This window comes from Streptomyces sp. HNM0645 (genome assembly GCF_030056615.1).
GTDB lineage: Bacteria > Actinomycetota > Actinomycetes > Streptomycetales > Streptomycetaceae > Streptomyces > Streptomyces marianii.
The window spans coordinates 35,539-60,627 of the sequence record NZ_JASHLT010000009.1; the positions used below are offsets into that span (position 1 = coordinate 35,539).

Annotated in this window: 23 protein-coding genes; 7 read left to right on the forward strand and 16 right to left on the reverse strand. The window is 72.9% G+C overall.

Annotation, left to right across the window (positions count from 1 at the left end; genetic code table 11):
- The first annotated feature begins 48 nt into the window (after positions 1–48).
- From QMZ92_RS07750 to QMZ92_RS07765, 4 genes are all read left to right on the forward strand, one after another.
- Positions 49–1,038 (forward strand): ATP-binding cassette domain-containing protein, encoded by a 990-nt coding sequence (locus tag QMZ92_RS07750; RefSeq protein WP_283296479.1) that lies wholly within the window; start codon positions 49–51, stop codon positions 1,036–1,038.
- On the forward strand, positions 1,035–1,826 hold the full coding sequence (locus tag QMZ92_RS07755; protein WP_283296480.1) for an ABC transporter permease: 792 nt from the start codon (positions 1,035–1,037) through the stop codon (positions 1,824–1,826). The genes QMZ92_RS07750 and QMZ92_RS07755 overlap by 4 nt, the downstream gene beginning before the upstream one ends.
- 1,411 nt (positions 1,827–3,237) lie before the next feature.
- The gene (locus tag QMZ92_RS07760; protein ID WP_283296576.1) at positions 3,238–3,819 is read left to right on the forward strand and encodes a carbonic anhydrase; all 582 of its coding nucleotides are present in this window, start codon (positions 3,238–3,240) and stop codon (positions 3,817–3,819) included.
- Between the two features lie 8 nt (positions 3,820–3,827).
- Positions 3,828–5,357, forward strand: coding sequence for a SulP family inorganic anion transporter (locus QMZ92_RS07765; RefSeq protein WP_283296481.1), 1,530 nt, complete (start codon positions 3,828–3,830; stop codon positions 5,355–5,357).
- A 233-nt stretch (positions 5,358–5,590) separates the two neighbouring features.
- Here the strand turns inward: QMZ92_RS07765 and hypE are convergent, their stop codons facing one another.
- The 16 genes from hypE to QMZ92_RS07840 all read right to left on the reverse strand — a co-directional run bounded on the left by hypE (position 5,591) and on the right by QMZ92_RS07840 (position 21,055).
- The gene (gene hypE / locus QMZ92_RS07770) at positions 5,591–6,580 is read right to left on the reverse strand and encodes a hydrogenase expression/formation protein HypE (RefSeq protein ID WP_502962011.1); all 990 of its coding nucleotides are present in this window, start codon (positions 6,578–6,580) and stop codon (positions 5,591–5,593) included.
- A gap of 70 nt (positions 6,581–6,650) precedes the next feature.
- On the reverse strand, positions 6,651–7,784 hold the full coding sequence (gene hypD, locus QMZ92_RS07775) for a hydrogenase formation protein HypD (RefSeq protein WP_138056765.1): 1,134 nt from the start codon (positions 7,782–7,784) through the stop codon (positions 6,651–6,653).
- A complete protein-coding gene (locus QMZ92_RS07780; RefSeq protein ID WP_283296483.1) occupies positions 7,781–8,065 on the reverse strand; it encodes a HypC/HybG/HupF family hydrogenase formation chaperone in 285 nt (94 codons plus the stop codon). Before QMZ92_RS07780 ends, hypD begins: the two co-directional genes overlap by 4 nt.
- A 36-nt stretch (positions 8,066–8,101) precedes the next feature.
- Complete coding sequence (hypF, locus tag QMZ92_RS07785; RefSeq protein WP_283296484.1) at positions 8,102–10,561, reverse strand: carbamoyltransferase HypF; 2,460 nt, start codon at positions 10,559–10,561, stop codon at positions 8,102–8,104.
- Positions 10,558–11,253 (reverse strand): hydrogenase nickel incorporation protein HypB, encoded by a 696-nt coding sequence (gene hypB, locus QMZ92_RS07790; protein ID WP_283296485.1) that lies wholly within the window; start codon positions 11,251–11,253, stop codon positions 10,558–10,560. Before hypB ends, hypF begins: the two co-directional genes overlap by 4 nt.
- 3 nt (positions 11,254–11,256) lie before the next feature.
- Complete coding sequence (locus QMZ92_RS07795; RefSeq protein WP_283296486.1) at positions 11,257–11,649, reverse strand: hydrogenase maturation nickel metallochaperone HypA/HybF; 393 nt, start codon at positions 11,647–11,649, stop codon at positions 11,257–11,259.
- Positions 11,650–11,919: 270 nt separating this feature from the next.
- Positions 11,920–12,027, reverse strand: a complete 108-nt coding sequence (locus QMZ92_RS36295; RefSeq protein WP_502962009.1) for a DUF6893 family small protein — start codon at positions 12,025–12,027, stop codon at positions 11,920–11,922.
- Entirely contained in the window at positions 12,024–12,569 is a 546-nt protein-coding gene (locus QMZ92_RS07800; protein ID WP_283296487.1) for a hydrogenase maturation protease, read from the reverse strand. The genes QMZ92_RS36295 and QMZ92_RS07800 overlap by 4 nt, the downstream gene beginning before the upstream one ends.
- Positions 12,566–13,969: a hypothetical protein gene (locus QMZ92_RS07805; protein ID WP_283296488.1), complete on the reverse strand. Its 1,404-nt coding sequence runs from the start codon at positions 13,967–13,969 to the stop codon at positions 12,566–12,568. Before QMZ92_RS07805 ends, QMZ92_RS07800 begins: the two co-directional genes overlap by 4 nt.
- Entirely contained in the window at positions 13,966–14,607 is a 642-nt protein-coding gene (locus QMZ92_RS07810; RefSeq protein WP_283296489.1) for a DUF6084 family protein, read from the reverse strand. Before QMZ92_RS07810 ends, QMZ92_RS07805 begins: the two co-directional genes overlap by 4 nt.
- Positions 14,604–15,269 carry a DUF5947 family protein gene (locus tag QMZ92_RS07815; RefSeq protein WP_283296490.1) on the reverse strand — a complete coding sequence of 222 codons (666 nt, stop codon included), beginning with the start codon at positions 15,267–15,269 and terminating at the stop codon, positions 14,604–14,606. Before QMZ92_RS07815 ends, QMZ92_RS07810 begins: the two co-directional genes overlap by 4 nt.
- Entirely contained in the window at positions 15,266–15,853 is a 588-nt protein-coding gene (locus QMZ92_RS07820) for a NifU-related iron-sulfur-binding protein (RefSeq protein ID WP_283296491.1), read from the reverse strand. The genes QMZ92_RS07815 and QMZ92_RS07820 overlap by 4 nt, the downstream gene beginning before the upstream one ends.
- Complete coding sequence (locus QMZ92_RS07825; protein WP_283296492.1) at positions 15,850–17,628, reverse strand: nickel-dependent hydrogenase large subunit; 1,779 nt, start codon at positions 17,626–17,628, stop codon at positions 15,850–15,852. The genes QMZ92_RS07820 and QMZ92_RS07825 overlap by 4 nt, the downstream gene beginning before the upstream one ends.
- A 72-nt stretch (positions 17,629–17,700) precedes the next feature.
- A complete protein-coding gene (locus tag QMZ92_RS07830; RefSeq protein WP_283296493.1) occupies positions 17,701–18,795 on the reverse strand; it encodes an NADH-quinone oxidoreductase subunit B family protein in 1,095 nt (364 codons plus the stop codon).
- A gap of 58 nt (positions 18,796–18,853) precedes the next feature.
- A complete protein-coding gene (locus tag QMZ92_RS07835; RefSeq protein WP_283296494.1) occupies positions 18,854–20,563 on the reverse strand; it encodes an enoyl-CoA hydratase-related protein in 1,710 nt (569 codons plus the stop codon).
- A 201-nt stretch (positions 20,564–20,764) separates the two neighbouring features.
- A complete protein-coding gene (locus QMZ92_RS07840; RefSeq protein ID WP_283296495.1) occupies positions 20,765–21,055 on the reverse strand; it encodes a hypothetical protein in 291 nt (96 codons plus the stop codon).
- Positions 21,056–21,361: 306 nt separating this feature from the next.
- Between QMZ92_RS07840 and QMZ92_RS07845 the strand changes: the two genes are divergently transcribed.
- The 3 genes from QMZ92_RS07845 to QMZ92_RS07855 all read left to right on the forward strand — a co-directional run bounded on the left by QMZ92_RS07845 (position 21,362) and on the right by QMZ92_RS07855 (position 25,044).
- Entirely contained in the window at positions 21,362–22,630 is a 1,269-nt protein-coding gene (locus tag QMZ92_RS07845; RefSeq protein ID WP_283296496.1) for a Tm-1-like ATP-binding domain-containing protein, read from the forward strand.
- Positions 22,631–22,738: 108 nt separating this feature from the next.
- Positions 22,739–24,367 carry a serine/threonine-protein kinase gene (locus tag QMZ92_RS07850; protein WP_283296497.1) on the forward strand — a complete coding sequence of 543 codons (1,629 nt, stop codon included), beginning with the start codon at positions 22,739–22,741 and terminating at the stop codon, positions 24,365–24,367.
- The gene (locus QMZ92_RS07855; RefSeq protein ID WP_283296498.1) at positions 24,364–25,044 is read left to right on the forward strand and encodes a hypothetical protein; all 681 of its coding nucleotides are present in this window, start codon (positions 24,364–24,366) and stop codon (positions 25,042–25,044) included. Before QMZ92_RS07850 ends, QMZ92_RS07855 begins: the two co-directional genes overlap by 4 nt.
- The last annotated feature ends 45 nt before the right edge of the window (positions 25,045–25,089 follow it).

Below are 25,089 nucleotides of genomic sequence, written 5' to 3' on the forward strand. Positions count from 1 at the left end.
CCCAGACACTCCAGCCTTCGAACGGAGGGCCCCGTGCCGTCTTCTGTCATGCCCACATCCAGTCGGGACGACGGTCGCCACCCGTCGCCGACCGCCGTCTCCACCGCCGGTCTTCGCAAGTCCTACGGCGGCAAGACCGTCCTCGACGGCATCGATCTGCACATCCCGGCCGGGTCCGTGTTCGCGCTGCTCGGCCCGAACGGCGCCGGCAAGACCACCGCCGTGAAGATCCTTTCCACACTCGTCGCCGCCGACGGCGGGCAGGCCCGGGTCGCGGGCCACGACCTCGCCGGTGACCCGCAGGCCGTGCGCGCCGCCATCGGCGTCACCGGGCAGTTCTCCGCGGTCGACGGGCTGATCACCGGAGAGGAGAACATGCTCCTGATGGCGGACCTGCACCACCTCTCCAGACACGGGGGACGGCGGGTCGCCGCCGACCTGCTGGAGCGCTTCGGCCTCGCCGAGGCCGCGAAGAAGCCCGCCTCCACCTACTCCGGCGGCATGAAACGCCGCCTCGACATCGCCATGACCCTGGTCGGCAACCCGCGGATCATCTTCCTCGACGAGCCGACCACCGGCCTCGACCCGCGCTCCCGGCACAACATGTGGCGGATCGTCCGCGAGTTGGTCTCCGAGGGCGTCACCGTCTTCCTCACCACCCAGTACCTTCAGGAGGCCGACGAGCTCGCCGACCGCATCGCGGTGCTCAACGACGGCAGGATCGCCGCGGAGGGCACCGCCGAGGAGCTGAAGCGGATCGTCCCCGGCGGACACGTCCGACTCCGCTTCACCGACCCCGTCGCGTACCGGAGCGCCGCGTCCGCACTGCACGAGGCCTCCCCCGACGAGGAGTCCCTCGCCCTGCGGATCCCCGGCGACGGCAGCCAGCGCGAGCTGCGTGCCCTCCTGGACCGGCTGGACGCGGCCGGCGTCGAGGCCGACGAACTGACCGTGCACACCACCGACCTCGACGACGTCTTCCTCGCCCTCACCGCCGGTGCCGACGTCCCCGATCATCCCGAGGAGACCGTCCGATGAGCTCCCTGCCACTCGCCGTGCGCGACTCCGCCACGATGCTGCGCCGCAACCTCCTGCACGCCCGGCGCTACCCGTCCCTCACCCTGAACCTGCTGCTCACGCCGGTCCTGCTGCTGCTGCTCTTCGTCTACGTCTTCGGCGACGTGATGAGCGCGGGCATCGGCGGTGGCGGTGCGGACCGCTCCGACTACATCGCCTACGTCGTCCCCGGCATCCTGCTGCTGACGATCGGCGGCACCACGATCGGCAGCGCGGTGTCCGTCTCCAACGACATGACCGAGGGCATCATCGCCCGCTTCCGCACGATGGCGATCCACCGCGGATCGGTGCTCATCGGGCACGTCGTCGGCAGCGTGCTGCAGTGCGTGATGAGCGTGGTCCTCGTCGGGGCCGTCGCCGTGGCCATCGGGTTCCGGGCCGTGGACGCCACGGCCCTGGAGTGGGTCCTGGCCGTGGGGCTGTTGGCGCTCGTCTCCACGGCGCTCACCTGGATCGCGGTCGGGATGGGCCTCTCGAGCCCCAACGCCGAGGCGGCCGGCAACAACGCCCTGCCGCTGATGGTCCTGCCACTGCTCTCCAGCGCGTTCGTGCCGGTCGACGCGATGCCGGGCTGGTTCCGGCCGTTCGCCGAGTACCAGCCCTTCACCCCGGCCATCGAGACCCTGCGCGGACTACTGCTCGGCACCGGGATCGGCCACAACGGATGGCTCGCCGTCGTCTGGTGCCTGGGCCTGGCAGCGCTCGGCCACTCCTGGTCCACGTCCCTGTTCGGCCGCGACCCGAAGTAGCGGGAGAAGGGCCGGCCCGCGGGCCGTGGCCGCGGGTGTTCCGCGGCCGGGGCGGCGTACCCCGACACCTCGTCGGCGTACGCCGCCCCGTCGGTGTTCCCCCTCCCGGCCCGGGGGGCACACGGTGCCGCGGCTCGCGGCCGACGTGCTGCGCTCCGCGCGGGTGCGGCGGGAGTCGTACGTGGCCCTGGTTCCCCGAGCCGCTGCCCAGCGTTCCGTACCAGGATGCGGAACGGTCGGCGGAATCGGCGGGCCCCGTTGTCGGCGGCGGCTCTGACGGCTGCTGGGCGCGTGCGACATCCGGCGACATCCACCGGTCGCCGACGTGCAGTTGGTCGGAAGCGGAGGCGGCAAGGCGCCCCGCGTCGGCGAGGACCGCCATCGGCGCCGGGAACGTGCCCGGCTGCTCTGCTCCGTCGATCCCCAACCGGCATGCACCAATGCGGCGTTCGAGCTCGCGGAAGGTCAACGGGCCGGACCATGCGGGCTCTTCCGCGCCCGGCACGGCGCGCTGGGGCGGGCCGACGCGTACTGCCGTGCGGCGGCGCGGGCGCCGTGACGCCGGGCGGTCCGGCGATCCATCGGCGGGACAGCCGTCCTTCGCCCCTGCCGCAGCACTTCCAGATGCAACCGTCGAACACTTCAGGGGCGCGCGGAACCCTCGCGCACGCCCCTGGTACACAGCGAAAGCCCCAGGCCAACAGACGTTTCCCGACAGCCGAACGACCTTTTTCGGGCGCTCTTCGATCCGCGACCCCGAGTTAACGCTGCAAACAGCTTCCCCTGGATAACGTGTGCCTTGACCAGTTGTTGACCTGTCCTTTGGCCTGTCATTGGGCTGGGCGCGCACGGCACGAAGGGGGCGCATGAGCACACGTATGACGGCCCGGACCGCGGGCTGGACCTTCGTCGTCGCTCTGCTCGCCCTGTTCGCGCCGGCGTTCGCCCTGGTCCTTCCGGCATCCGCCACTGCCCATCCACCGTCTTCGCCGCCCCAGGCCCGGCTGGTGACGGAACGTCAACCGTCGGCCCGTGCCGATGCCGGACCCGGCGGGCCCCCGGTCCTGGCCCCCGGCAACGCGACACACCCCGCCTGCGACGACGGCACCCCGTCCGAACGGCCGGGGGACCCCTCGCGCACCCGCGACCGTCACCCGGTCCCCGCGGGCGACGCGGCACGCCGGGGTCCGGCATCACCACGTGGCGGTCCCGCCCCCGCGACCGCCTCGGGGACGGGCTGCGGCAGCACCGCGAGCGCTTCGTCGAGATGCGGGAGACGCCCGACTGACCACGCCCCCGCGGTCCTTCAGGTCTTCCGCTGCTGACAGCGGCGGAGTCCGGCACCACCCTGTCCTGCACGTCCGACGCGCCACCCCCACGGCGCGCCAGGAGGAGTACCACCATGCAGCACATGCAGCCCCTCATCGACAACGCCCGCACGTTCGGACAGCGCCCTGAGGAGTTCGCCGAGCTCGGCCAGGGCCAATCCCCCCAGGTCCTTTTCATCACCTGTTCCGACTCCCGGGTCGTTCCGGCCCTGATCACCGGGGCGCGTCCGGGCGATCTCTTCGAGCTGCGCACCGCGGGCAACATCGTGCCCCCGTACCATTCCGCCCACCCCGCGAGCGAGACGGCCACCATCGAATACGCCGTGGAGGTCCTCGGCGTCCGTGACATCGTGGTCTGCGGCCACTCGCACTGCGGCGCCGTCGGCGCCCTCGTGCGCGGCGACGACCTCGACGGCGTACCCGCCGTCCGCGACTGGCTCTCCCACGCGGCCGGCGAACCGGACACCGCCGACCCCGGCGACCCGTGTGTGGAACGCGCGGTCACCCACCACGTCCTGTCCCAGTTGCTGCGCCTGCGCTCGTACCCGTGCTTGGAGAAGCGCCTGGCCGACGGCACCCTGTCTCTGCACGGCTGGTACTACGAGGTCCACACCGGCGCGGTGCGCGAACACCGTCCGGAATCCGACGCGTTCGAGGCGCTGTGAGGCCGTTCATGAGCACGAGCCCAAGCCCGGAGGCGAACGCCGGAACGGCACGCGAGCGTAGGTACCCTCATCTGAGGCAGGACTTCGCCGCCTCCCTGGTGGTCTTCCTGGTCGCCCTGCCGCTGTGCGTCGGTGTCGCCGTCGCCTCCGGCGTCCCGGCCGAACTGGGCCTGGTCACCGGAATCGTGGGCGGTGTCGTGACCGGACTCATGCGGGGCAGCAGCCTCCAGGTGTCCGGCCCGGCCGCAGGTCTGACCGTCCTCGTCTTCGAGGCGGTCCAGGAGTTCGGCCTCCCCGCCCTCGGCGTCGTCGTCCTGGTCAGCGGTGTGCTCCAGATGCTCATGGGCGCCCTGAAGCTGGGCCGCTACTTCCGCGCCATCTCCCTCTCCGTGGTCGAGGGCATGCTCGCCGGGATCGGTCTGGTCCTGATCGCCGGGCAGACGTACTCCGTCATCGGCGCCGAGGCCCCGGACTCCGGCATCGGCAAGCTCACCGGACTGCCCGCGGCACTCGTCGGCGCAGCCCAGGACGACCGGGCGCTGATCTCCCTCGGCACCGGCGCTGGCACCATCGCCGTCCTGGTGCTGTGGCGGCGGATGCCACGGCCGATGCGTAGGGTCCCCGGCCCGCTCGCCGCGGTCGGCCTGGCGGCCCTCGTCACCCTGCTGCCCGGCGTGGACGTGCCCACCGTCGAGGTCAGGGGCCTCCTCGACGCCGTCCAGCCGCCCCCGCTGGGCGAGTTCGGGAACCTCGGCACGCTCGCCCTGCTCGGCACGGTCGTCGCGTTCACCCTGATCGCGTCCGCCGAGTCCCTCTTCAGCGCGGCGGCCGTGGACCGCATGCACGACGGTCCACGCACCGCGTACGACAAGGAACTCGTCGCCCAGGGAGCGGGCAACGCCGTGTGCGGCGTCCTCGGTGCCCTGCCCATGACCGCGGTGATCGTGCGCAGCGCGGCCAACGTCCGGTCGGGCGCACGCACCAAGGCGTCGCGCGTCCTGCACGGTGTCTGGCTGCTGCTCTTCGCCGCGCTCCTGCCGGACGTCCTCGCCTGCATCCCGATCCCCGCTCTCGCGGGGATCCTGGTCCACGCCGGCGTCAAGCTCGTCCCCGTCGGCACGCTCGCCGCGCTCTGGCGGGAGAACCGCGGCGAGGCCCTCATCCTCGTCGTCACCGCCACGGCGATCGTCGCCGTCAGCATGTTCGAGGGCGTACTCATCGGCGTGGCCCTGTCGGTCGTCAAGACGGCCTGGGAGACATCCCACGTCAGGCTGGAGGTCGTCGACAAGGGCGCCGGCCCCGTCCAGGCGTACCTCTCCGGCAACGCGACCTTCCTGCGCCTGCCGAAGATACTCGACAACCTGGAGGCCCTCCCCCAGGACCGGCCCGTCGAACTCGACATCTCCGGCCTCCACCACCTCGACCACGCCTGCCGCTCCGCGCTGGAGAACTGGAGGGAACGGCACACCGGGACCGGCACGCCACCGGTCAGGGTCACCACGGGTGCGGGCGAGGACCTCGTCAAGTCCGTCATCTGACAGCCCGGTTCAGGTACGCAGCGACTGGCGGAGCCGCGTCCTCCCGGAAGGGGGCGCGGCTCCGGCGCTTGCGGCCGGGGTCGATGCGGCCGCCCCTCGCCCTCGGGATCCGGTCGCCCCGGGGAGGAGCGGTGCCCGGCACGGGGGGCGGCTTCACGAGGACGGCGGCGCACCCCACGCACCGCGGGGTGCGCCGTCCGTACCGGGCCGCCGCGGTGGCCGGTCGTCCGAGGTCAGCAGATGCGGGGCAGCTGCTCGCCGAGCGGCAGATCTACGACGCGCGTGCCTCCCAGCCCGGTACGGGCGACCACCATCCCGGGGTGGTTCTCCACCGCCTCGCCGATCACCGCCGCCTCCGTGCCGAGCGGGTGCGCCCGCATCGCCGCCAGTACGGCGTCGGCGTGCTCACGGGGCACGAACGCGACGAGCTTCCCCTCGTTGGCGACGTACATCGGGTCCAGGCCGAGCACGGCGCAGGCGTTGGCCACCGGGGCCGGGACCGGGACGGACCGCTCCTGGACGACGACACCCGTGCCGGACGCCGACGCGATCTCGTTCAGCGCGGCTGCCAGTCCCCCGCGGGTCGGGTCGCGCAGCACGTGCAGATCCTCCGTGACGGCGAGCATCGCCTCGACGAGACCGGCGAGGGCCGCACAGTCGCTCTCGATCTCGACCCCGAACTCCAGCCCCTCGCGCACGCTCATGATGGCCACGCCGTGGACGCCGATCGGGCCGCTCACGATCACCACGTCACCGGGCACCACACGCTGCGGCCGCAGGTCGACGCCCCGCGGGATCAGGCCGATGCCGGAGGTGTTGATGAAGACGCCGTCGCCGTGGCCCGCTTCGACGACCTTGGTGTCGCCGGTCGCCACCTCCACGCCCGCCGCACGGGCCGCCGCGCCGAGTGCCTCGGCCACCCGCCGTACGACCTCGGTCTCGACGCCCTCCTCGAGGATGAACCCGCAGGACAGGTACGCGGGCCGGGCCCCGCTCATGGCGAGGTCGTTGACGGTGCCGTTGACGGCGAGGTCCCCGATGCTCCCGCCGGGGAAGAACAGCGGGCGCACCACGAAGGAGTCGGTCGAGAACGCGAGCCGTGCACCGCCCAGTTCGACCGTCGCGGAGTCGCCCATGGCGGACAGCGCGGGTCCGCCGTAGGCGGGGGCGAACACCTCGCGGACCAGTTCGGCGGAGAGGGCTCCGCCGCCGCCGTGGCCCATCACCACCCGGGACCGGTCGCGGTGCGGCAGCGGGCACGTCCACGCGAGGACGTCCGGGGCTTCGGTGGTCTCAGACAACGGGACTCCCCTCCGGGGAACGCGTGACGGCGGCCGGCAGGTCCAGCCGCCGGTAGAGGTAGTAGGCCGCGCACGCGCCCTCGCTGGAGACCATCGTGGCGCCGAGCGGGGTGCGCGGCGTGCAGACGGTGCCGAACGCCTCGCACTCGTGGGGCTTCAGCAGCCCCTGCAGGACCTCGCCGCTGCGGCAGGCCGCCGGTTCGCGGGTGTCGATGCCGGTGACCTGGAAGCGGTGCTCGGCGTCGTACTCCCGGTACCGGGACGACAGCCGCCACCCGCTGTCGGGGATGACGCCGATGCCGCGCCACGCGCGGTCGGTGACCTCGAAGACGTCGGCGAGCATCGCGCGGGCCGCGGGGTTCCCCTCCGGCCGGACCGCCCGCGGGTAGGCGTTGTCCACGGTGTGTTCGCCGCGCTCCAGTTGAAGGACGGTGCGGCGTACGCCCTCGAGGATGTCCAGCGGCTCGAAGCCCGTGACGACGATGGGGACCCGGTACCGCTCGGCGAGACCGGGGTACTCGTCGGTGCCCATGACGCTGCACACGTGTCCGGCCGCGAGGAATGCCTGGACGCGGCAGTTCGGCGACCGCATGATCGCCTCGATCGCGGGGGGCACCCGCACATGGGACACCAGCAGGCTGAAGTTCGGGATTCCGAGCCTGCGGGCCTGATACACCGTCATCGCGTTCGGCGGGGCGGTGGTCTCGAAGCCGATGCCGAAGAACACGACCTCCCGGTCCGGGTTCTGCTGGGCGACGCGAAGCGCGTCGAGCGGCGAGTACACCACCCTTACGTCACCGCCCTCGCCACGTACCTGGAACAGATCGCGGCCGGTGCCCGGTACCCGGAGCATGTCGCCGAAGGAGCAGAAGATCACCCCGGGGCGGGACGCGATCTCCAGGGCCTTGTCGATGACTTCCAGCGGGGTGACGCATACGGGGCAGCCCGGGCCGTGGATCAGCTCGACCTCGTCCGGGAGGAGCTGGTCGATGCCGTGCCGGATGATGGTGTGGGTCTGGCCCCCGCACACCTCCATCAGCGCCCACGGCCGCGTCACCGCGGCGCGGATCTCGTCGAGCAGCCGCTCGGCCAGCGCCGGGTCCTGGAACTCCTCGATGTACTTCATCGCCGGGCCTCCTCGAGGGGGTCGCCGAACCCGTCCGGATCGCCGAACTCCTCCTGCAGCAGTCCGAGGTTCTCGAACAGTTCCAGGGTCCGCCTCGCCGACTCCTCGTCCAGGCGCTGCAGGGCGAATCCCACGTGGACGATGGCGTATTCACCGACCCGCAGGTCCGGCAGATACTCCAGGCACACCTCCTTGACGACCCCGCCGAAGTCGACGGTGGCCATGCGGGTGCCGTCCCGTTCCTCGATGTCCAGCACCCTGCCGGGTACCGCCAGGCACATGCGTCTCTCCTCGCTGTCGTGCTGTCTGCCGCCGCGTCATCCGGCGCCCCCCGCGGCACGGGCGGCCACGACGAGCTGGCCGAGCGCCAGCCCTCCGTCGTTCGGCGGGATCCGGTGGTGGCGCAGTACGGTGAAACCGTCCTCCCGCAGCCCGGCCGCGCACGCCGAGGAGAGCACCGCGTTGGCGAACACTCCCCCGGTCAGTGCCACGGTCTCCGGCCCGTGCCGCTCCCGGGCCGTGGCGCAGACCCTGCGGACGAGTGCGGCGACCGCGCCGTGGAAGCGCCCCGCGATCACGGACGCCGGCGTGCCCGCGCGCACGTCGTCGACGACCGCGGCCACGACGGGTGCGGGGTCGGCCGTCATCGCGGCGGCGGGACCCCGGCCCGCCGGACGCAGCCCGAACGCGTACGGCTCCCCGCACTCGCCGTCCGCCAGGACCGCGGCGGCTTCGAGTTCGATCGCGGCCTGGGCCTCGTACCCCGCCACGTGGCACACGCCCGCGAGGGAGGAGACCGCGTCGAAGAGCCGGCCCATGCTGGAGGTCGGGACGCAGTTCAGGCCGCGCTCCAACTGCGTTCGCAGCAGCGGAAGTTCCTGCTCGGGGCAGGCGGCGGTGCAGGGCAGGTCGCCGCTCCAGCCGATACCGGCCGCGCGCAGATGGGCGAGTGCCATGCGGTAGGGGCGCTGCACGGCCGCGTCGCCGCCGGGGAGCGGGACGTAGCCGAGGTGGGCGTAGCGGTGGAAGCCGTCGTAGTCGGCGAGCAGGACCTCGCCGCCCCACACGGCGCCGTCGTCCCCGTATCCGGTTCCGTCGAATGCGACGCCGATCACGGGGCGGCTGCCGTCGAGGCCGTGTTCGGCCATGGCGGAGGCGATGTGCGCGTGGTGGTGCTGGACATGCACGACGGGCCGGCCCCCGGCGTTGTTCCGGGCCCACCGGGCGGAGCGGTAGCCGGGGTGGCGGTCGGCGGCGATCAGCTCCGGCCGCACTCCCGTGATCTCCTCCAGTTGCTCCTCCGCGCAGGCGAAGGCGTGCTGGGTGGCGAGGTCGTCCATGTCGCCGACGTGCGCGGACAGCCAGGCTCTGCGGTCGCTGCCCAGGCAGAAGGTGTTCTTGAGGTCTCCGCCGACGGCGAGGACGGGCGGGACCGGCAGCGGCAGGGTGACCGGCAGCGGGGCGTGCCCACGGGAGCGGCGCAGGGTGAGGAGTTCCCCGTCGCAGACGCGCACCACCGAGTCGTCGCAGGGGACGTGGATGGGCCGGTCGTGCAGCAGCCACGCGTCGGCCAGGTCGGCCAGCCGCTCCAGGGCCTCCTCGTCGTCGGTGACGATCGGTTCCCCGGCCACGTTCCCGCTGGTCATGACGAGCAGCCGGGGGCCGGTGCGTTCCTCGCCGGGAAGGCCGAGCAGCAGCTGGTGCAGGGGGGTGTACGGCAGCATCACACCGAGGTCGGGGCTGCCGGGGGCCACCCCCTCCACCGGCCGCGGGGTTCCGGGCGGGGCGTCGGCGGGGGGTACGCGGCGGCGCATGAGGACGATCGGACGGGCCGGGCCGGTGAGCAGTTCACGCTCCTCGGCGCCGAGGTGGACCAGGTGCCCGATGTCCTCGACGTCCCTGGCCATCAGCGCGAACGGCTTGTCACCGCGGGCCTTGCGGCGGCGCAGCAGTGCCACGGCCCCCTTGTTGCCGGCGTCGCAGGCGAGGTGGTAGCCGCCGAGGCCCTTGACGGCGAGGATGGCCCCGTCGGACAGCAGTTCGCGGGCCTCCTGCAGCGGGTCGGCGACGACGGGCCCGCCGAGGCTGCGGTCGTTGGGGTCCGGAGCGACCACGTGCCGTGGACGGAGGCCGGGGGCGGCGGGGGCCACGATCATCCGCAGCCGCGGTCCGCAGGAGGGGCAGGCAACGGGCTGCGCGTGGAAGCGCCGGTCGCCCGGGTCGCTGTACTCCCGGGCGCAGTCGGCGCACATGGGGAAGCCCGCCATCGTCGTGTGCTCGCGGTCGTAGGGCAGACCCGTGACGATGGTGAAGCGCGGGCCGCAGTGCGTACAGGTGATGAAGGGGTGCCGGTGGCGGCGGTCGGCCGGGTCGGCCAGTTCACGCAGGCAGTCCGCGCAGGTGGCGGTGTCCGGGGAGACCAGGGTTCGCACGGGGCCGTCCCTGTCCGAGGCGACGATGAGGAACCCGCTGCCTCCGGTGACGGGGACCTCCCGGTCGTGGACGGACTCGACGAGTGCGAGGGGCGGGGCCTCCTCGGCGATCCGGGCGCAGAACCGGGCCACGGCGACCGGTGCCCCCTCCACCTCGGCGACGACTCCGTCACCGGTGTTCGTCACATGGCCCGTCAGCTCCAGCCCCGTGGCGAGGTTGTGGAGGAACGGGCGAAAGCCGACCCCCTGCACCACGCCCCGCACGGTGACCCGGCGCCGCTGGACGGACACGGGGGCGACGGGCCCGGGCCTGGAGGCGGCCGGCCCCGGCGCGGAGGTGGTCATGCCCGGGCCTGTGCCATCACCGGCATGTGGACCGCGGTGCCTTCCGCCGCGGCCAGCGCCCGGTCGAGGAGCGCTCCCGTGCCGGCGCCGGTACGGGCGGAGGTGAGGACCACGTCCACGCCCGGATTGACCTGCTCGACGTTGGCGCGGAAGGCGGCCTCGTCGAAGCCGACGGCCTCCGCGATGTCGGTCTTGGTGATCATCACGAGGTGGGCGAGACCGAAGGCGGTGGGGTACTTCAGCGGCTTGTCCTCGCCCTCGGTGACGGAGGCGAGCACCACCCTCAGTGCCTCTCCGAGGTCGTACGAGGCGGGGCAGACGAGGTTGCCGACGTTCTCGACGAAGACCAGCCGGGTGTCCTCGGCCAGCCAGCCGTGGAGGTGCCCGGCGAGCATGTCGGCCTCGAGGTGGCAGAGACCGTCGGTGAGCACCTGCTTGACGGGCAGGCCGGAACGGGCGAGGCGCACGGCGTCGTTCTCGGTGGCGAGATCGGCCGTGAGGGCCGCGGCCGTGACACCCCGTTCCCGGGCCAGCAGGAGTTCGGCCTCGAGCAGGGCGGTCTTGCCGCTGCCGGGGCTGGACAGCACGTTGACGACGGTCGTCCCGCGCGCGGCCAGCTCCCCGCGCAGGACCTCGGCTGTCGCGTCGTTCTTGGCAAGCACCGCCTGCTGCAGATCGACAACACGGCACATGGGTCAGCCCTCCTCGGAGATCGGTTCGCGAACCCGGGGGCCCGCGGGGTCGTCGTGCCACTCCACGGCGGCGATCCGCAGTTCGCGGCCGGAGACCAGTTCCGCGGTGGCCCGGTCGCACACCGGGCAGATCAGCCGCGGCGGCATGCCCACCGCCCACTCGTCGTCGCACGGGGCGCAGCGGGCGAGGCCGGGGACGGTCTCGGTGACGAGTTCGGCTCCCTCGACGAGGGTGCCCGCACAGGCCAGTTGGAAGGAGAAGGCGAGCGCGTCGGGGACGACCCCGGCCAGCTCGCCGATCCGCAGGCGCACGGTGCGCACCGCGGTGGCGCCGTGCGATCGAGCCGCCTCCTCGACCTGGTCGACGACGGCGAGCGCGATGGACATCTCGTGCATCGGTCTCCGTCCTGCGCGGCGGTGGCCCGTTGTGCCCGGGGGCGGGCGTGACCGTGCCCATTACAGGCGCGCCCGCCGGGCCGCTCCGACCGGCGCGCCGACGGTGCCCGGTCGCGTCCGCCGTTCGGTGCAGCGGCCGCGGGCCGGGCGGCCGCCGGGTTCCCGCCGCGCAGTGCGGGCCCGGTTCCCTCGGTTCGGCACCGGACCCTGCGGGGGCTGGTCCCGCGGGTCACGGCACGCGGGTCGGATCCCGCGAGTCACGCGGTGCGCTCACATCCTGCGGATGCGGAGATAGCGCCTGATGTCCGGGAGGAATCCCCTGACGAGCGCGACGACCGCGGTGGCGGCGGCCGCGCCGCCGATGACCTTCTTGTTCATGGGTGTGCTCCTCGTGTGAGACCGGTCGGTGCCGGGGCTGACTGGTGCACCAGGTCCGTGATCATGCGAACCGCTCCCGGTACGGCGGCGGCGACCTGCGGGCTGAGTCCGATCCCCTCCTCGACGCAGGAGGGTTCGCAGCCGACGACGAGGACGCGGCGGGGCGCTGCGGCGCCGGTACCGGCACAGAGCGTGTCCAGCAGGGCCAGTACGGCGTCGGGGGACATCCGGTGGCCGTCGAGGGCGACGGCGTCCGTGGGGGCGACGTTACCGCTGCCGGGGTCCGGCTCGATGAGGTAGAGCGTGCCCGGCTCGCCACCGCGGGCCGTCGCGTCGACCAGGACGAGGGCGTCGTACCCGTCCAGCAACCGGTAGGCGAGGTGGACGCCGCGGATGCCGATGTCGGCGACCTCGACGTGGTCCGGCAGCGGTTGCCCGGCCAGCGCGCGCACGGTCTCGACGCCGAATCCGTCGTCGCCGAGGAAGATGTTGCCGACGCCGGCGACGAGGGTCCGGGGGCGGTCCTGCGCGGGGGCGTTCATACGGTCTCCAGGGGTTCGACCTCGTCGGGCTGGAAGTAGAGGAACCGGCCTTGCTCGCGGCGGATGTCGGCGCCGGGGTCGCCCTCGACGGTGACCGCGATGTGCACACCGCCGTCCACGTCGTGCAGCACGGCCTCGACCAGCGCGGTGCGGCCGTGCAGGAACAGGTCCTGCGCGTCGCTGTGACGCAGGCCGGGCCGCAGCACGACCCGGCTTCCCGCGCCGACGGGGATGCCGTCGACCGTCACCCGGTCGTGCTCGGGGTCGACGCTCGTGTCGCCGCCCGGGTCCCACCAGGGGGTGTCGGGGCGGGCGGTGGCGAGGGGGTCCTCGCGCGGCGCGTGTCCGGTGACCTCCCGCAGGCTGCGGACGGCGCCGTGCAGCCGTTCGAGGACCTCCGCGGGCATGGTGTCGGCCAGGTCGATGACCGCGGCGGCCCGCTCGTCGGTGCCCCTGGCCTCGCGCTTCTCCTCGTCCGTGAGGGCCGCGGTGCGCAGGGCGAGGATCTCGTCGATCTCGGTGGCGTCGTAGAGGGCACCGGGGCTCTCCGGTGCGATGGCCGGATGGTCCTCGAGGATGATCGGCGACGACAGCACCAGGTCCGTTCGGCCGGGTTCGCCCGCGAGCACGGGCCAGGTGTGGAGATTCCGGCAGGCCGCGACGGCTCCCTTGGCCCACTCCGGCGGGTCGGTCATGGACAGGAACGAGCCGCGGTCGAGGCAGAGCAGCAGGTGGCTGGCGACGAGCGAGTACGGCAGCGCAGCGTCGCGGTCCCCGCCGGGCTGCGGCATCCAGTCAGCGGTGTTCTCCACGACGGCCGTGAGCCGCATCGTCCGGTAGGGGCCGTCGAGCTCGGCGGCGGAGAGCCTCACGACGCCGCTGATCTCCTCCCGGCGGCGCAGGAGCCGGCCGACGGTACGCCCCCCGCCGTCCAGGACCGGTTCGGTCTCCTCACGGGCGGGCCGGCTGAAGGGGACGGCGACGCCCTCTCCCGCCAGGTCGGCGACGGGCACGGTCAGTTCGACGCGTTCCTCGACTCCCTCGTCCCAGGGGACCAGGACCCGGTCCTCCAGGTCGAGTTCGCGGACCGTCTCGAAGCCGCCGTTCGCGGTGACCCGCTGGACGGTGCGCCGCTGTGCGTGGAGGAAGCGGACCTCCACCGCGAGATGGGCGCCGGGCCGGGGCTCCATCAGGCACTCGGTGTGCTGGGCGTCGTACTCCTCGCGGCGTGCGCTCCAGGCGGGCGGCACGAGCACCCCGAACTGCCAGCGCAGCCGGTTCTTGGCCGCCGAGGCACGGTACGGGTACAGCACGTAGCCCTCGAAGAGGACCGCGTCGGCGACATGGCGCGCGGTGGCGAGCCGGGCCTCGGTCTCGGGTGTGAAGACGGCGGTGGTCACGGGGCCGTCCTCCCGCCGGACGCGTCGAGCAGGGCTTCGACCGTGGACTCCCAGGAGGGCAGTGCCCGCCGCGAGCGGAAGGCGAGGAGGGTGTCCATGGTCTCCCGTGGCAGCCGGATCCAGGCGCAGCCCGGGAAGTGCTGGTCGACCATCTCCTGCCAGACCTTCACGGGCATCCGGAACGCGGCCTCCCGGTCCCACGGCACCGGTTCGACGTGGAATCCGCCGGCGCCGGTGAAGGCGGTGCCGGAGAAGAGCATCAGCAACGGCACCTCGCCCTCGGACAGGGCGTGGGCGTAGCGGGTCGCGGCGACGTCCATGTCGTAGGTGCACGGCACGGGGAGATCGGTCTCGGTCTCGCCGGTGAAGCCGGGCACCATGTGGGAGACCTGCGCGAACTGCATCGGATGCATCGAGGTGCCCCAGCGCGAACGCTCGCCGAACAGGTCTCTCAGGCCCTCGGCCTCGGAGTCGGCGTAGCCGCGCCGGGCAGGTTCGATGCGCAACTGGCAGCGCAGGGCGAGGGCGTGGACGCGGGTTCCCGGCGACGCGGTGATGCGCAGCCGGAAGACGAGCGTCGGGCCGGCGGCGTACGGATCGGCCCGTACGTCCGTGCAGTGGAAGGTGAATTCGGTCATGCCCGGCTCCCCCGGAGCGGTGTGGCCCGCTGTCGTACGCGGTCGAAGAAGGCGTCGAGTTCGGCGCGGGCCTCGGGTCCGCCGTCGAAGCCGTGCCAGGTGAGCCGCATCCGGCCCACGAGTTCGTAGGCGGTGTCGACCGGGACCAGATGGCACTCGGTGCGGCCGCCGGAGCGGCGCAGCAGCAGTGCCTCCACGTCGGGTTCGAGCATTCCGGCCAGTTCGGTCGCGGCCAGCACCGTCTCCCAGGACGACGGCTCCGGCTCGCTCTCCGTTGCGCCCGCGGGGCTCGGGTAGAGCGCGACGGGCCGTTCGAGCGCCGAGTTGTGGAAGAGGAAGGCGACGCCCACGGGGATCCGCAGCAGTTCCCAGGTGGTGTCGTCGATGCGGTGTCCGGGGTCGGTGAGGTGGCGTGCGGGCACGGCCCGGAAGCGGCCCCGCGACGCGCCGGGCCGGTCGAGGAGCTGGGTGCACGGACCGCAGGCACAGGTCAGGGCCCTCTTCTCGGTGTCCACCAGATGCCGGTGACACGCGTCGGGGAGGGCGGCTCCGCACAGTTCGCAGCGTTCCTCGCGGGGCGGCCGGGGCGCCGTGAACCGGCGCAGTCCGCGCGGCCCCGGGGCGGGCCGCTGCCGCCCCGGACCCGTCGGGACCGCGCTCACGTCGCCGTGGCCGGCGCCCGGCCCGCGGCGGAACCACCGCCGGGTGGCCCTGCGCCGATCTGCAGGAGTGCCGGTTCGCGGGTGACGGGGTGGAGTTCCACCGCCGTCACCTCGGGCGCGAAGCAGCCGAGTGCCTCGACGGCCGCCTGCCGCGCGACTTCCTGGGTGCTCGGACAGCCGCATCCGGTGGAGCCGGTGAGGCGGAGCCGCAGCACGCCGGTGCTCTCGTCGTACCCGGCCGATTCGAGGGAGTGCCGCACGCCGCGCAGCGCACGCGCGATACGCGTGGGCACGTCCTCGGGGTGCAGGTCGTGCAGGACCAGCAGGCTGCTGACGAGTTCGTCGCCGAGCAGCCCGGCGAGCGGCACCGGGGGACGCCCTTCGGCGGGCTCGGCGTCCGGCGGGCGGGCGAGCAGTTCGACGGTCCTGGCAAGTCCGGCGCCGTAGAAGTCCATGAGGACCCGGACGAGTTCCTCGGCCGCCGCGCACGCCCGCTCGTCGCCGTCGGCGGCCAGCCGGTCGAGGATCTCCTCGACGCGGCGGCCCGCCTGCTCCGCACTGACCGTGCCCGTGACCGGGCTCATCCGGCGAGGCCGCTCAGTCCGGTGGGCACGTGCATCGACTTCACCGTCCGGCCGTCGCCCACGTACATGTGGACGCCGCACGGCAGGCACGGGTCGAAGCTGCGGACGGCCCGCATGATGTCGATGCCCTTGAAGTTCTCCGGGGAGTTCTCCTCGAAGATGGGTGTGTTCTGCACGGCGTCCTCGTACGGGCCGGGGGTGCCGTAGGTGTCGCGGGTGCTCGCGTTCCACGGGGTCGGCGGGTAGGGGTGGTAGTTGGCGATCTTGCCGTCCCGGATGACCATGTGGTGCGAGAGGACGCCCCGGACGGCCTCGGTGAAGCCGACTCCGATGGACTCGTCGGGCACGTCGAACTTCTCCCAGGTCTGGCTGCGTCCGGCGCGGACCTCCTCGAGGCCCTTCTCGGCGAAGTGCAGCGCGACGGCCGCGGAGTACGCCTGGAAGTAGGTGCGGGCGCGGTTGCGCTCCAGGGCGTTGCTCCACTGCGGGATCTTCCACTCGAAGGTGGTCTCCGGCTTGGTGAGCGAGCGCGGCAGGTTGATGACGACGCTGTGCCCGGTGGCCTTGACGTAGCCGATGTCGACCAGGCCGGAGAGTGCGGTGGACCAGAGCCGGGCGATGGGGCCGCCGCCGGTGTCGAGCGGCAGGTACTCCTTGCCGTCGAACCAGCGCGGGGACATGACCCAGCTGTACTTGTCTCCGAAGTCCCGCTTCTGGGGGGCGGGGATGGTGTGCTGGTTCCACGGGTGCCGCGGGTCGACCGGGTTGCCGAGGGGGTCGTGGGTGACGAACTGCTCCTGGCCCTCCCAGTCCTCGTAGTACGAGCTGCCGAGCAGGATCCGGATGCCGAGGTTGATCTGGGTGAGGTCGTTCGTGACCAGCTTGCCGTCCACGACGACGCCGGGGGTGACGAACATCTTCCGTCCCCAGTCGGTCATGTTGGCGTAGGTGAAGTCGCAGTACTCGGGGTCGTTCAGGGCGCCCCAGCAGCCGAGGAGCACCCGGCGGCGGCCGACCTCCTCGTAACCGGGCAGGGCCTCGTAGAAGAAGTCGAACAGGTCGTCGTGGAGCGGGACGACACGCTTCATGAACTCCACGTAGCGCATGAGGCGGGACATGTAGTCCGTGAAGAGCTGTACGGAGGCCACCGTGCCGACGCCGCCCGGGTAGAGCGTGGAGGGGTGCACATGGCGGCCCTCCATCAGGCAGAACATCTCCCGGGTGTAGCGGCTGACCTGGAGAGCCTCGCGGTAGAACTCGCCCTCGAGCGGGTTCAGGGAGGTCATGATGTCGGCGATGGTGCGGTAACCGTGCTCGGCGGCGTGCGGCGCCTCGGTGCGCTGCGCCATCTCCCATACGCCCGGGTTGGTCTCGCGGACCATCTTCTCGCAGTAGTCGACCCCGACCAGGTTCTCCTGGAAGATGTTGTGGTCGAACATGTACTCGGCGGACTCGCCGAGGTTGATGATCCATTCACCGAGGTGCGGCGGCTTCACCCCGTACGCCATGTTCTGCGCGTAGACGGAGCATGTGGCGTGGTTGTCACCGCAGATGCCGCAGATGCGGCTGGTGATGAAGTGCGCGTCACGCGGGTCCTTGCCGCGCATGAAGACGCTGTAGCCGCGGAAGACCGACGAGGTGCTGTAGCACTCGGCGACCCGCTTCTGCTTGAAGTCGATCTTGGTGTGGATGCCGAGACTGCCCACGATCCGGGTGATCGGATCCCAGGACATCTCCACCAGGCCGTCGCCGGCCGCTTGTGTCTTCGGTGCCATCGTGTGTGCGGTGCCCTTCTTCACGTCTTCACGTCGTCGAGCCGGAGGGGGTGTCGCCGTCCCGGAGGGGGGTCACGTCGACCACGGGGGCCGGTAGCCGGTGGTGATCCTGTCGCCCGCGTGCCGCCACTTGGGCTCCTTGTCCACGGCCCTGGCCGTGATGTTGCGGAGCCTGCGGATCACGGCGCCGTAGGCTCCGCTCGCCGTGCTGGAGAGCTTGCCGCCGGGCGGCTCGTCCATGAACGGCATGAACTTGTCGGGGAAGCCCGGCATGGTGCAGGCGATGCAGATGCCGCCCACGTTGGGGCAGCCTCCGATCCCGTTCATCCAGCCGCGCTTGGGCACGTTGCACTTGACGACGGGCCCCCAGCAGCCGATCTTCACCAGACACTCGGGCGAGTCGTACGTCTCGGCGAACTGGCCCTGCTCGTAGTAGCCGGCCCGGTCGCAGCCCTCGTGGACGGTCTGGCCGAACAGCCAGGTGGGGCGGAGCTTGTCGTCGAGCGGGATCATCGGTGCGGAGCCGGCCGCCTGGTAGAGCAGGTACGTCAGCGTCTCCGCGAAGTTGTCCGGCTGGATCGGACAGCCGGGAACGCACACGATCGGGATGCCCGCCTTGGACTTCCAGTCCCAGCCGAGGTAGTCGGGCACACCCATGGCGCCGGTGGGGTTGCCGGCCATCGCGTGGATGCCGCCGTACGTGGCGCAGGTGCCGATCGCGACCACGGCGAGGGCGTTGGGCGCCAGCCGGTCGATCCACTCACTGGTGGTGATGGGCTGGCCGGTCTCGGGATCGTCGCCGAAGCCGCACCAGTACCCCTCCTGCTTGATCGACTCGTTCGGCACGGAGCCCTCGACGACGAGCACGAACGGGTCGATCTCCCCGCGCTCCCCCTTGAAGAACCACTCGATGAAGGTGTCCGCGCCACCCACCGGACCGCACTCGAAGTCGATCAGCGGCCAGTGGACCTGGATCTTCGGCAGTCCCGGCAGGGCACCGAGGGCGATCTCCTCGATGCTCGGCTGCATGGCGGCGGTCAGCGCGACCGAGTCCCCGTCGCAGCTCAGTCCGGCGTTGATCCAGAGGATATGGATCGGCTTGTCCTCGGCCGCGGCCGCGCCGGACGAGGCCGCGGCGTCGACCGTGGTCGGCGTTCCTGCATCCATGAGGCGTCTCCTGGGGGATATCGCGACAAAAGACCCGAAATCGGGCCTTCGTCCCTTGCTAACAGGCGGCCGTCCCGGCTGCCACCGCGGCCTCCTCCGGCCGGGTGTCCCGCGGTGGCTCCTTTCGGACGAAGGCCCGCCGCAGCCGGTGGTAGGGGGCGGTCGGGTCGGAGAAGGTCCGCAGCATCCGGGCGAGCTCGTCCGCGCGGTACGCGGCCAGCGGCCGGACGGCCTCGTCGCGCTCCCGCTGCGCCTTCTTGGCGGCGATCCGGGACTGGGTCGAGGGATTCGGGGCGAGGCGTGCCGCCATCCGGGTGACCTCGCCCGCGAACTCCTCGGGGCCGCACTCGACGACCCGCTCGACCAGACCGTGGCGGAGCGCGGCGGTCGCGGTCACCGGCAGGGCCTGGGAGGTGAGGCGTTCGGCCATGGGGCCGCCCACGCGCCGGGGCAGGGAGTAGGTCCAGTACTCCGAGCCGTACAGCCCCATCAGCCGGTAGTGGGGGTTGAGGATCGACCCCGCACGGCACCAGACCTCGTCGGCGGCCAGTGCGAGCATGACCCCGCCCGCGGCCGCGTTGCCGCCGACGGCGGCCACCACGAGACGGTCCGTGGTGGTGAGCACGGCCTCCACGAGATCGTCCATCGCGTTGATGTTGGCCCAGGACTCCGCCGCGGGGTCTGCGGCAGCCTCGATGACGTTGAGGTGGATGCCGTTGGAGAAGAAGTCCCGCGCCGCCCCGAGGACCAGCACCGAGGTGGGCCGGGAGCAGGCCACCCGGTAGGCGTCGAGCAGCCGCCGGCAGTGCTCCGTGCTCATCGCGCCGCCGGGGAAGGAGAACGACAGCACCCCGACGGGCCCCTCCTCCCGGTAGCGGATGTCGCTCCAGGTACGGCGGTGTTCGCCGAGGCCGAGGGGCGCGGGGAGATCCGGCAGGAGCGGCAGCCGGTCCCCCAGCGCCAGGGTGGCGGGCAGCTTGACACCGGACCGTCCCGCGGCGTCGCGGCGGGGCCGCAGTTCGGGGATCCACACGGCGCCGTCCGAAGTCGCCCGGCACAGGGCGCCGGCCCGGGTGGCGAGCAGCTCACCGGGGCGGCCGCGCAGCTGGTCCTCGGGGTGGCCGCCGTGGAGGAACCACTCGCCGTCCAGCAGTTCGTCGAGCACGCCCGGCTGTGAGTCCGCGGCGCGCAGCTTGCGCAGCACGGTCTCGGTGGAGTCGTCCTCCCAGGAGATGCGACGGAGCTCCTGGCGGACGTACGGCCGGACGCTCACCTGGCCGTAGCCGGCGCTCTGCGGCCGGGGCTCGTACGTGCCGGAGGAGAAGCGGTCGACGGCGAGCAGTACGGCGGTGAGGGCGGCGTCGGAGATCTCACCCCGGTAGAGATCGCTCTTGGCGAGGGGCGGGAGGGCGACGTTCGCGGTGGCCCACACGTCTCCGGCGTCCATCTCCCCGTCGGCCTGCAGGACGGTGACGCCCCAGACCCCGGCGTCCTCCTGGACCGCGTAGTCCAGGGACGACGGCCCCCGGTCGCCGACCGGGCCGGGGTGGACGACGAGACAGGTGTGGCGGGTCCAGACGTCGGCCGGGATGACGGTCCTCAGCATGGGGGCGAGCACGAGGCGGGGCTCGTGCCGGCGGACGGCCTCGCGCACGGCGTCCCCGTCCGGGGTGCGCTCGACGGCGACGCTGTGGCCCCGGTCCCTCAGCTCCGCGTGGACGCGCTGGGTGAGGCTGTTGTAGGCGCTGGCGATGAGCAGGATGTGCATGACGGCCTTCCACCGGATCCGGCGGCTGGGCCGTGTCGGCGTCGGTGGCACGATCCGCCGGCGGGGCGGGGCTTCGCGGACACGGTCCAGGGCCGGCGAGTCCGGCCGACTGCGATGCTCCGGTACGGCGGGCCGCCGCCTGCGGCACGGAGCCGCCGGGGTCACTCGAAAGCGACCACCGGCGGGACCGATCGGCGGCGCTCAGAGCGCGGTGTACCGCTCCGGCATCGGCAGTTCCACACCGTCCAGCTCCAGGGTGCAGCCGGGCTTCATCCGCACCAGGTGCGGCTGGTGGACCCGGACGACGAACTCCCGGGCCGGGTCGTCGGGGAGCAGACCGCTGAGCACCGTCGTGCCCGTACCGTGCTCCCTCCGGTACTCGATCACTTTGCCGTCGACCACGAGCTCGATGCCCCCGGTCCTGCCTGGGCCGACGTTGACGGTGATCGAGTGGCGGCCCCGTTCGAGGTGGAAGTGGTGGTTACGCGACATGGCACACCTCCACGGTGAACGGCCAGTCCAGCGTAAGCCCACCGCTCGGCGGGTGCGCGTGGGGGCGCCCGGCCGCCGGAACGGGGCCGGGCCGCGGTCCCTAACGCCCGACGCACCCGAGGCCGGCCGGGGCGCGGCCTGCTCGGACGTATCCGCCGCATCCGGGCGTCCGGGCGCCGGGCGTCCGGGCGCCGGGCGCCGGGCGTCCGGGCGCCGCGGTGAGGACGCCGCCCGGTCCGGCTGATACCACCGGAGCCGCCCGCGGGCACCCTTGTCGCTTTGTCGATTCTCGCGGACAGTACCGGGATGGCGATCGTCGTCCTTCTGGGCACCCTGGACACCAAAGGTCTCGAGTACGCGTGGCTTCGGGAGCGGCTGCTGCGGCACGGCGTCGGGGTGGTCGTCGTCGACGCCGGCGTCGCCGGCGAGCCGCGGCTGCGCGCGGACGTGCCGCGCTCCGAGGTGGCCCGGGCGGCGGGCGCGGACCTGGAACGGCTGCGGGCCGAGGGGGACCGCGGCGCCGCCGTGACCACGATGGCCCGAGGTGCGGCCGTCACCCTCCTGCGGCTGTACGAGGCCGGGCGGCTGCACGGAGTACTGGCCCTCGGCGGCAGCGGCGGAACCTCCATCGCGACTCGCGCCATGCGCGGTCTGCCCCTCGGCGTACCGAAGCTGATGGTGTCGTCGATGGCGTCGGGCGAAGTATCCGCATACGTCGGATCCACGGACATCACGATGATGTACAGCATCGTCGACATCGCCGGCGTCAACTGCGTCTCGGCCCCCGTCCTGGCCAACGCCGTCGATGCCGTCTCCGGGATGGCGAAGGGGTTCGCCGAGAACGCCCGGGCGGTGTGGCCGGAGCGACTGGGGGCGGGCGACAGGCCGCTGGTGGCGGCGAGCATGGCGGGCGTCACGACGCCCGGGGTCGACGCGGCCCGCGAGCGGCTGACCGAGCTCGGATACGAGGTGCTCGTGTTCCATGCCAGCGGCACCGGCGGCCGCACCCTCGAAGCCCTGGCGGAGCAGGGGCTGTTCGCCGGAGTGCTGGACCTGACGCTCAGTGAGCTGGCGGACGAACTGGTCGGAGGCAGCCTGACCGCAGGCCCCGACCGACTGCGCGCCGCGGGCCGCCGGGGCACGCCCCAGGTCGTGAGCCTCGGCGCCCTCGACATGGTGAAGTTCGGGCCTCCCCACACCGTCCCGGAGCGGCTGCGCGACCGGGACGTGCGGGTGCACAACCCGTCCGTGACCGTGGTCCGCACGACCGCGCGGGAGTGCTCCGAGCTCGGCCGGGGCATCGCGGAGAAACTGCGCGGCGCCCGGGGGCCGGCGGAGGTGTGCGTGCCCCTGCGCGGGCTGTCGACGCTCGGGGCACCGGACGGCCCCTACCACGACCCGGTCGCCGACGCGGCCCTGTTCGCGGCGCTGCGGGAGGGGCTGGCGGGCAGCGCGGTGGGGACGGTGGACTTCCCCACCCACATCAACGATCCGTCCTTCGGCCGGGCCGCCGCCGAGCGGCTGCACGGTCTGATCGCCCGCACCGGCCGGACACCGGCCGCGGAACGCCCTTGACCGGCGGACCGCCGGGAACCGGCCGGTACCGTACGTGTGTCTGTTGTGGGGACGAAGGCGCGCGCGGCGCCGGCGGTGCGCTCCGGCCGCGTCCGCCGAGGGGGTGGAATGAACGCATGGACGGTCCCGGGATACACCGAGACCAGAGAACTCGGTTCGGGCGGCAGCGGACGGGTCGTGCTCGCGGTCCACGACGGCACCGGCACGCCGGTGGCGGTCAAGTACCTCGCTGAGCGGCTGCGCCGGGACACCGCCTTCGTCCGTGCCTTCCGCTCGGAGGCACGGCTGCTGAGCGGGCTCGACACCCCGCACGTGGTCCGGCTGTACGAGTACGTCGAGTGCCCCGACGGTGCGGCCATCGTGATGGAGCTGGTGGACGGGATAGCGCTGCGCGCCCTGCTGGCCAGGGAGGGCGCGACCGGCGCCGCGCCCGCCCTCGTGGTGCTCAAGGGCTCGCTGCTGGGGCTCGCGGCGGCACACCGGGCGGGAGTCGTGCACCGCGACTACAAGCCGGAGAACGTGCTGGTGGCACGGGACGGTTCGTCCAAGCTCGTCGACTTCGGTATCGCGGCGGGGCGGGGCACGACACCCGGGGTCGCGGGCACGCCCTCGTACATGGCCCCGGAGCAGTGGACCGGCGGGCCGGCCTCGCCGGCCGCCGATGTGTACGCGGCCACGGCGACGTTCTTCGAGTGCGTCACGGGACGCAAGCCGTACACCGGCGAGAACTTCGCGGAGCTCGCGCTCCGGCACACGAGTGCGCCGGTACCCGTCGACGGGGTGCCCGAGGCACTGCGGCCGCTGATCCGGCGCGGGATGGCGAAGTCCCCGCAGGAGCGGCCGGAGTCCGCGGAGGCGTTCGTCGCGGAGCTGGAGGCGATCGCGTGCGAGGCCGTCGGACCCGACTGGGAGGAGCGCGGCAGGGGGGAGCTCGCCGCGCTGGCAGCGCTGCTGCCGCTGCTGCTTCCCTCGGCCGGTGCGCCGCCCGTCTCCGTGGCGGCGCGGGCGTCGACCTCGCTGGGGCGCGGCCACCGGCTCGGGGGCCTGTGGCCGGACCGGCAGGGACTGTTCGCCGCGTCGCTCGCGCTCGTCCTGGGGCTGCTACTGGTGATCGCGGCGCAGGCCGCCGGCGATGGTCCGGTGAGTCCGGCGGCGCGGGCGGTCGCCACCACGAGCGCCGTGCCCCCGGCGCCGGACACGACCACCGCCGCGCCGTCGCCGCCCGCCGTCTCCGCGTCACCCGGCTCCTCGCCCTCGCCGTCGTCCTCGGCACCGGGGCCGACGGCGACCGCCGGCTCCTTTGGCCCTGCCGCCCCGTCCACCGCCCCCGGGACTTCGACGTCCCCGCCGGTGACCGCACCGGAGCCCCCGCCGGTCACCTCCGAACCACCGGTGACCCCGGAGCCGCCGTCGGTGGCGACCGTGTCGATCGGTTCACTGAGGCAGACGGATACGGCGACGGCCACCGCGACCGTCGAGGTCGTCACGGACGGCACCGGCCCGGTGCGCATCGTCCTGGACTGGGCGACCGCCGCGACCAAGGGCGGCCCGGGCACCCCGGACGGCGCCGCCGACACCTTCGAGCGCAGTGGCGCCACGAGGTACACGCTCACCGTCGAGCACGCGTTCCAGAACGCCAGGGCCTGCTACTGGCGGCTCACGGCGGACAGCTCGCCGGGCGCCGCGAACGGCGGTTCGCGGCAGGAGATCGTGACGAGGAGGTGCACGGTCGAATGAACGACCCGCGCGTCCCCTTCCGCACCCCTCCCCCGTCGCCGGACGGCGAGGGGCACGGCCCGCCGTCGCCCGAGGACTACAGCGCCACGGCGCTGGCCAGTCACTGGTCCGAGCTGCCCGACACGCCGCCGGACGCGGTCGAGGGCACGGTGCTGCGCTTCGGCCCGGGGGTCACGGCGGCGGCGCGGGAGAGATACGACGGGGACCGTACGACCGTCGTGTGGCACACGGGCACGCTGCCGGGTGCCGCGCCCCCGCCGGCTCGCGGCGCCGGCCGGTCGTGGGCGTCCGGGCTGCGCCGCTACGCCCTGGCGGCCGTGATCCTGCTCGCCGTCCTCCTGTTCCTCGGCTGGCAGCGGTTCGGCCCCGGCCCCACGGTCCGCGGCGTCGCGGTGGACACCGACCCCGGCGGCCCGGGCTGTGACGGAACCGCCGTCGTCACGGCCGTGGTGCGCACCGACGGCAGGCCGGGCGCCCTGACCTACCGCTGGGTGCGCAGCGACGGCACCGCGTCCGAGGTGCTGACGGAGCGGATGGCCCGCGGACAGGACAGGGCGCGGCTGCGTCTGCTGTGGACCTTCCACGGCGAGGGCGCCTACCGCGCCCGTGCCGAACTGCGTCTCAGCTCCCCCTCGCGGCACGACGCGTCGGCGGAGTTCCTCTATACCTGTCCGTGACGGGTCTTCTCACTTCCGAACCTCCGAGGTCGAACGTTGCCGGAC

Excerpts from the sequence above, each read along its gene's own strand:
- QMZ92_RS36295 (WP_502962009.1), bottom strand. The coding sequence starts at position 12,027 with ATGAACAAGAAGGTCATCGGCGGCGCGGCCGCCGCCACCGCGGTCGTC.
- QMZ92_RS07755 (WP_283296480.1), top strand. The coding sequence starts at position 1,035 with ATGAGCTCCCTGCCACTCGCCGTGCGCGACTCCGCCACGATGCTGCGC.
- QMZ92_RS07765 (WP_283296481.1), top strand. The coding sequence starts at position 3,828 with ATGAGCACGAGCCCAAGCCCGGAGGCGAACGCCGGAACGGCACGCGAG.
- QMZ92_RS07845 (WP_283296496.1), top strand. The coding sequence starts at position 21,362 with ATGGCGATCGTCGTCCTTCTGGGCACCCTGGACACCAAAGGTCTCGAG.
- QMZ92_RS07855 (WP_283296498.1), top strand. The coding sequence starts at position 24,364 with ATGAACGACCCGCGCGTCCCCTTCCGCACCCCTCCCCCGTCGCCGGAC.
- QMZ92_RS07830 (WP_283296493.1), bottom strand. The coding sequence starts at position 18,795 with ATGGATGCAGGAACGCCGACCACGGTCGACGCCGCGGCCTCGTCCGGC.
- QMZ92_RS07825 (WP_283296492.1), bottom strand. The coding sequence starts at position 17,628 with ATGGCACCGAAGACACAAGCGGCCGGCGACGGCCTGGTGGAGATGTCC.
- QMZ92_RS07795 (WP_283296486.1), bottom strand. The coding sequence starts at position 11,649 with ATGCACGAGATGTCCATCGCGCTCGCCGTCGTCGACCAGGTCGAGGAG.
- QMZ92_RS07840 (WP_283296495.1), bottom strand. The coding sequence starts at position 21,055 with ATGTCGCGTAACCACCACTTCCACCTCGAACGGGGCCGCCACTCGATC.
- hypE (WP_502962011.1), bottom strand. The coding sequence starts at position 6,580 with ATGGGCCACGGCGGCGGCGGAGCCCTCTCCGCCGAACTGGTCCGCGAG.
- QMZ92_RS07820 (WP_283296491.1), bottom strand. The coding sequence starts at position 15,853 with ATGAGCCCGGTCACGGGCACGGTCAGTGCGGAGCAGGCGGGCCGCCGC.
- QMZ92_RS07780 (WP_283296483.1), bottom strand. The coding sequence starts at position 8,065 with ATGTGCCTGGCGGTACCCGGCAGGGTGCTGGACATCGAGGAACGGGAC.
- QMZ92_RS07750 (WP_283296479.1), top strand. The coding sequence starts at position 49 with ATGCCCACATCCAGTCGGGACGACGGTCGCCACCCGTCGCCGACCGCC.
- hypF (WP_283296484.1), bottom strand. The coding sequence starts at position 10,561 with ATGACCACCTCCGCGCCGGGGCCGGCCGCCTCCAGGCCCGGGCCCGTC.
- QMZ92_RS07760 (WP_283296576.1), top strand. The coding sequence starts at position 3,238 with ATGCAGCCCCTCATCGACAACGCCCGCACGTTCGGACAGCGCCCTGAG.
- QMZ92_RS07800 (WP_283296487.1), bottom strand. The coding sequence starts at position 12,569 with ATGAACGCCCCCGCGCAGGACCGCCCCCGGACCCTCGTCGCCGGCGTC.
- hypD (WP_138056765.1), bottom strand. The coding sequence starts at position 7,784 with ATGAAGTACATCGAGGAGTTCCAGGACCCGGCGCTGGCCGAGCGGCTG.
- hypB (WP_283296485.1), bottom strand. The coding sequence starts at position 11,253 with ATGTGCCGTGTTGTCGATCTGCAGCAGGCGGTGCTTGCCAAGAACGAC.
- QMZ92_RS07810 (WP_283296489.1), bottom strand. The coding sequence starts at position 14,607 with ATGACCGAATTCACCTTCCACTGCACGGACGTACGGGCCGATCCGTAC.
- QMZ92_RS07835 (WP_283296494.1), bottom strand. The coding sequence starts at position 20,563 with ATGCACATCCTGCTCATCGCCAGCGCCTACAACAGCCTCACCCAGCGC.
- QMZ92_RS07850 (WP_283296497.1), top strand. The coding sequence starts at position 22,739 with ATGAACGCATGGACGGTCCCGGGATACACCGAGACCAGAGAACTCGGT.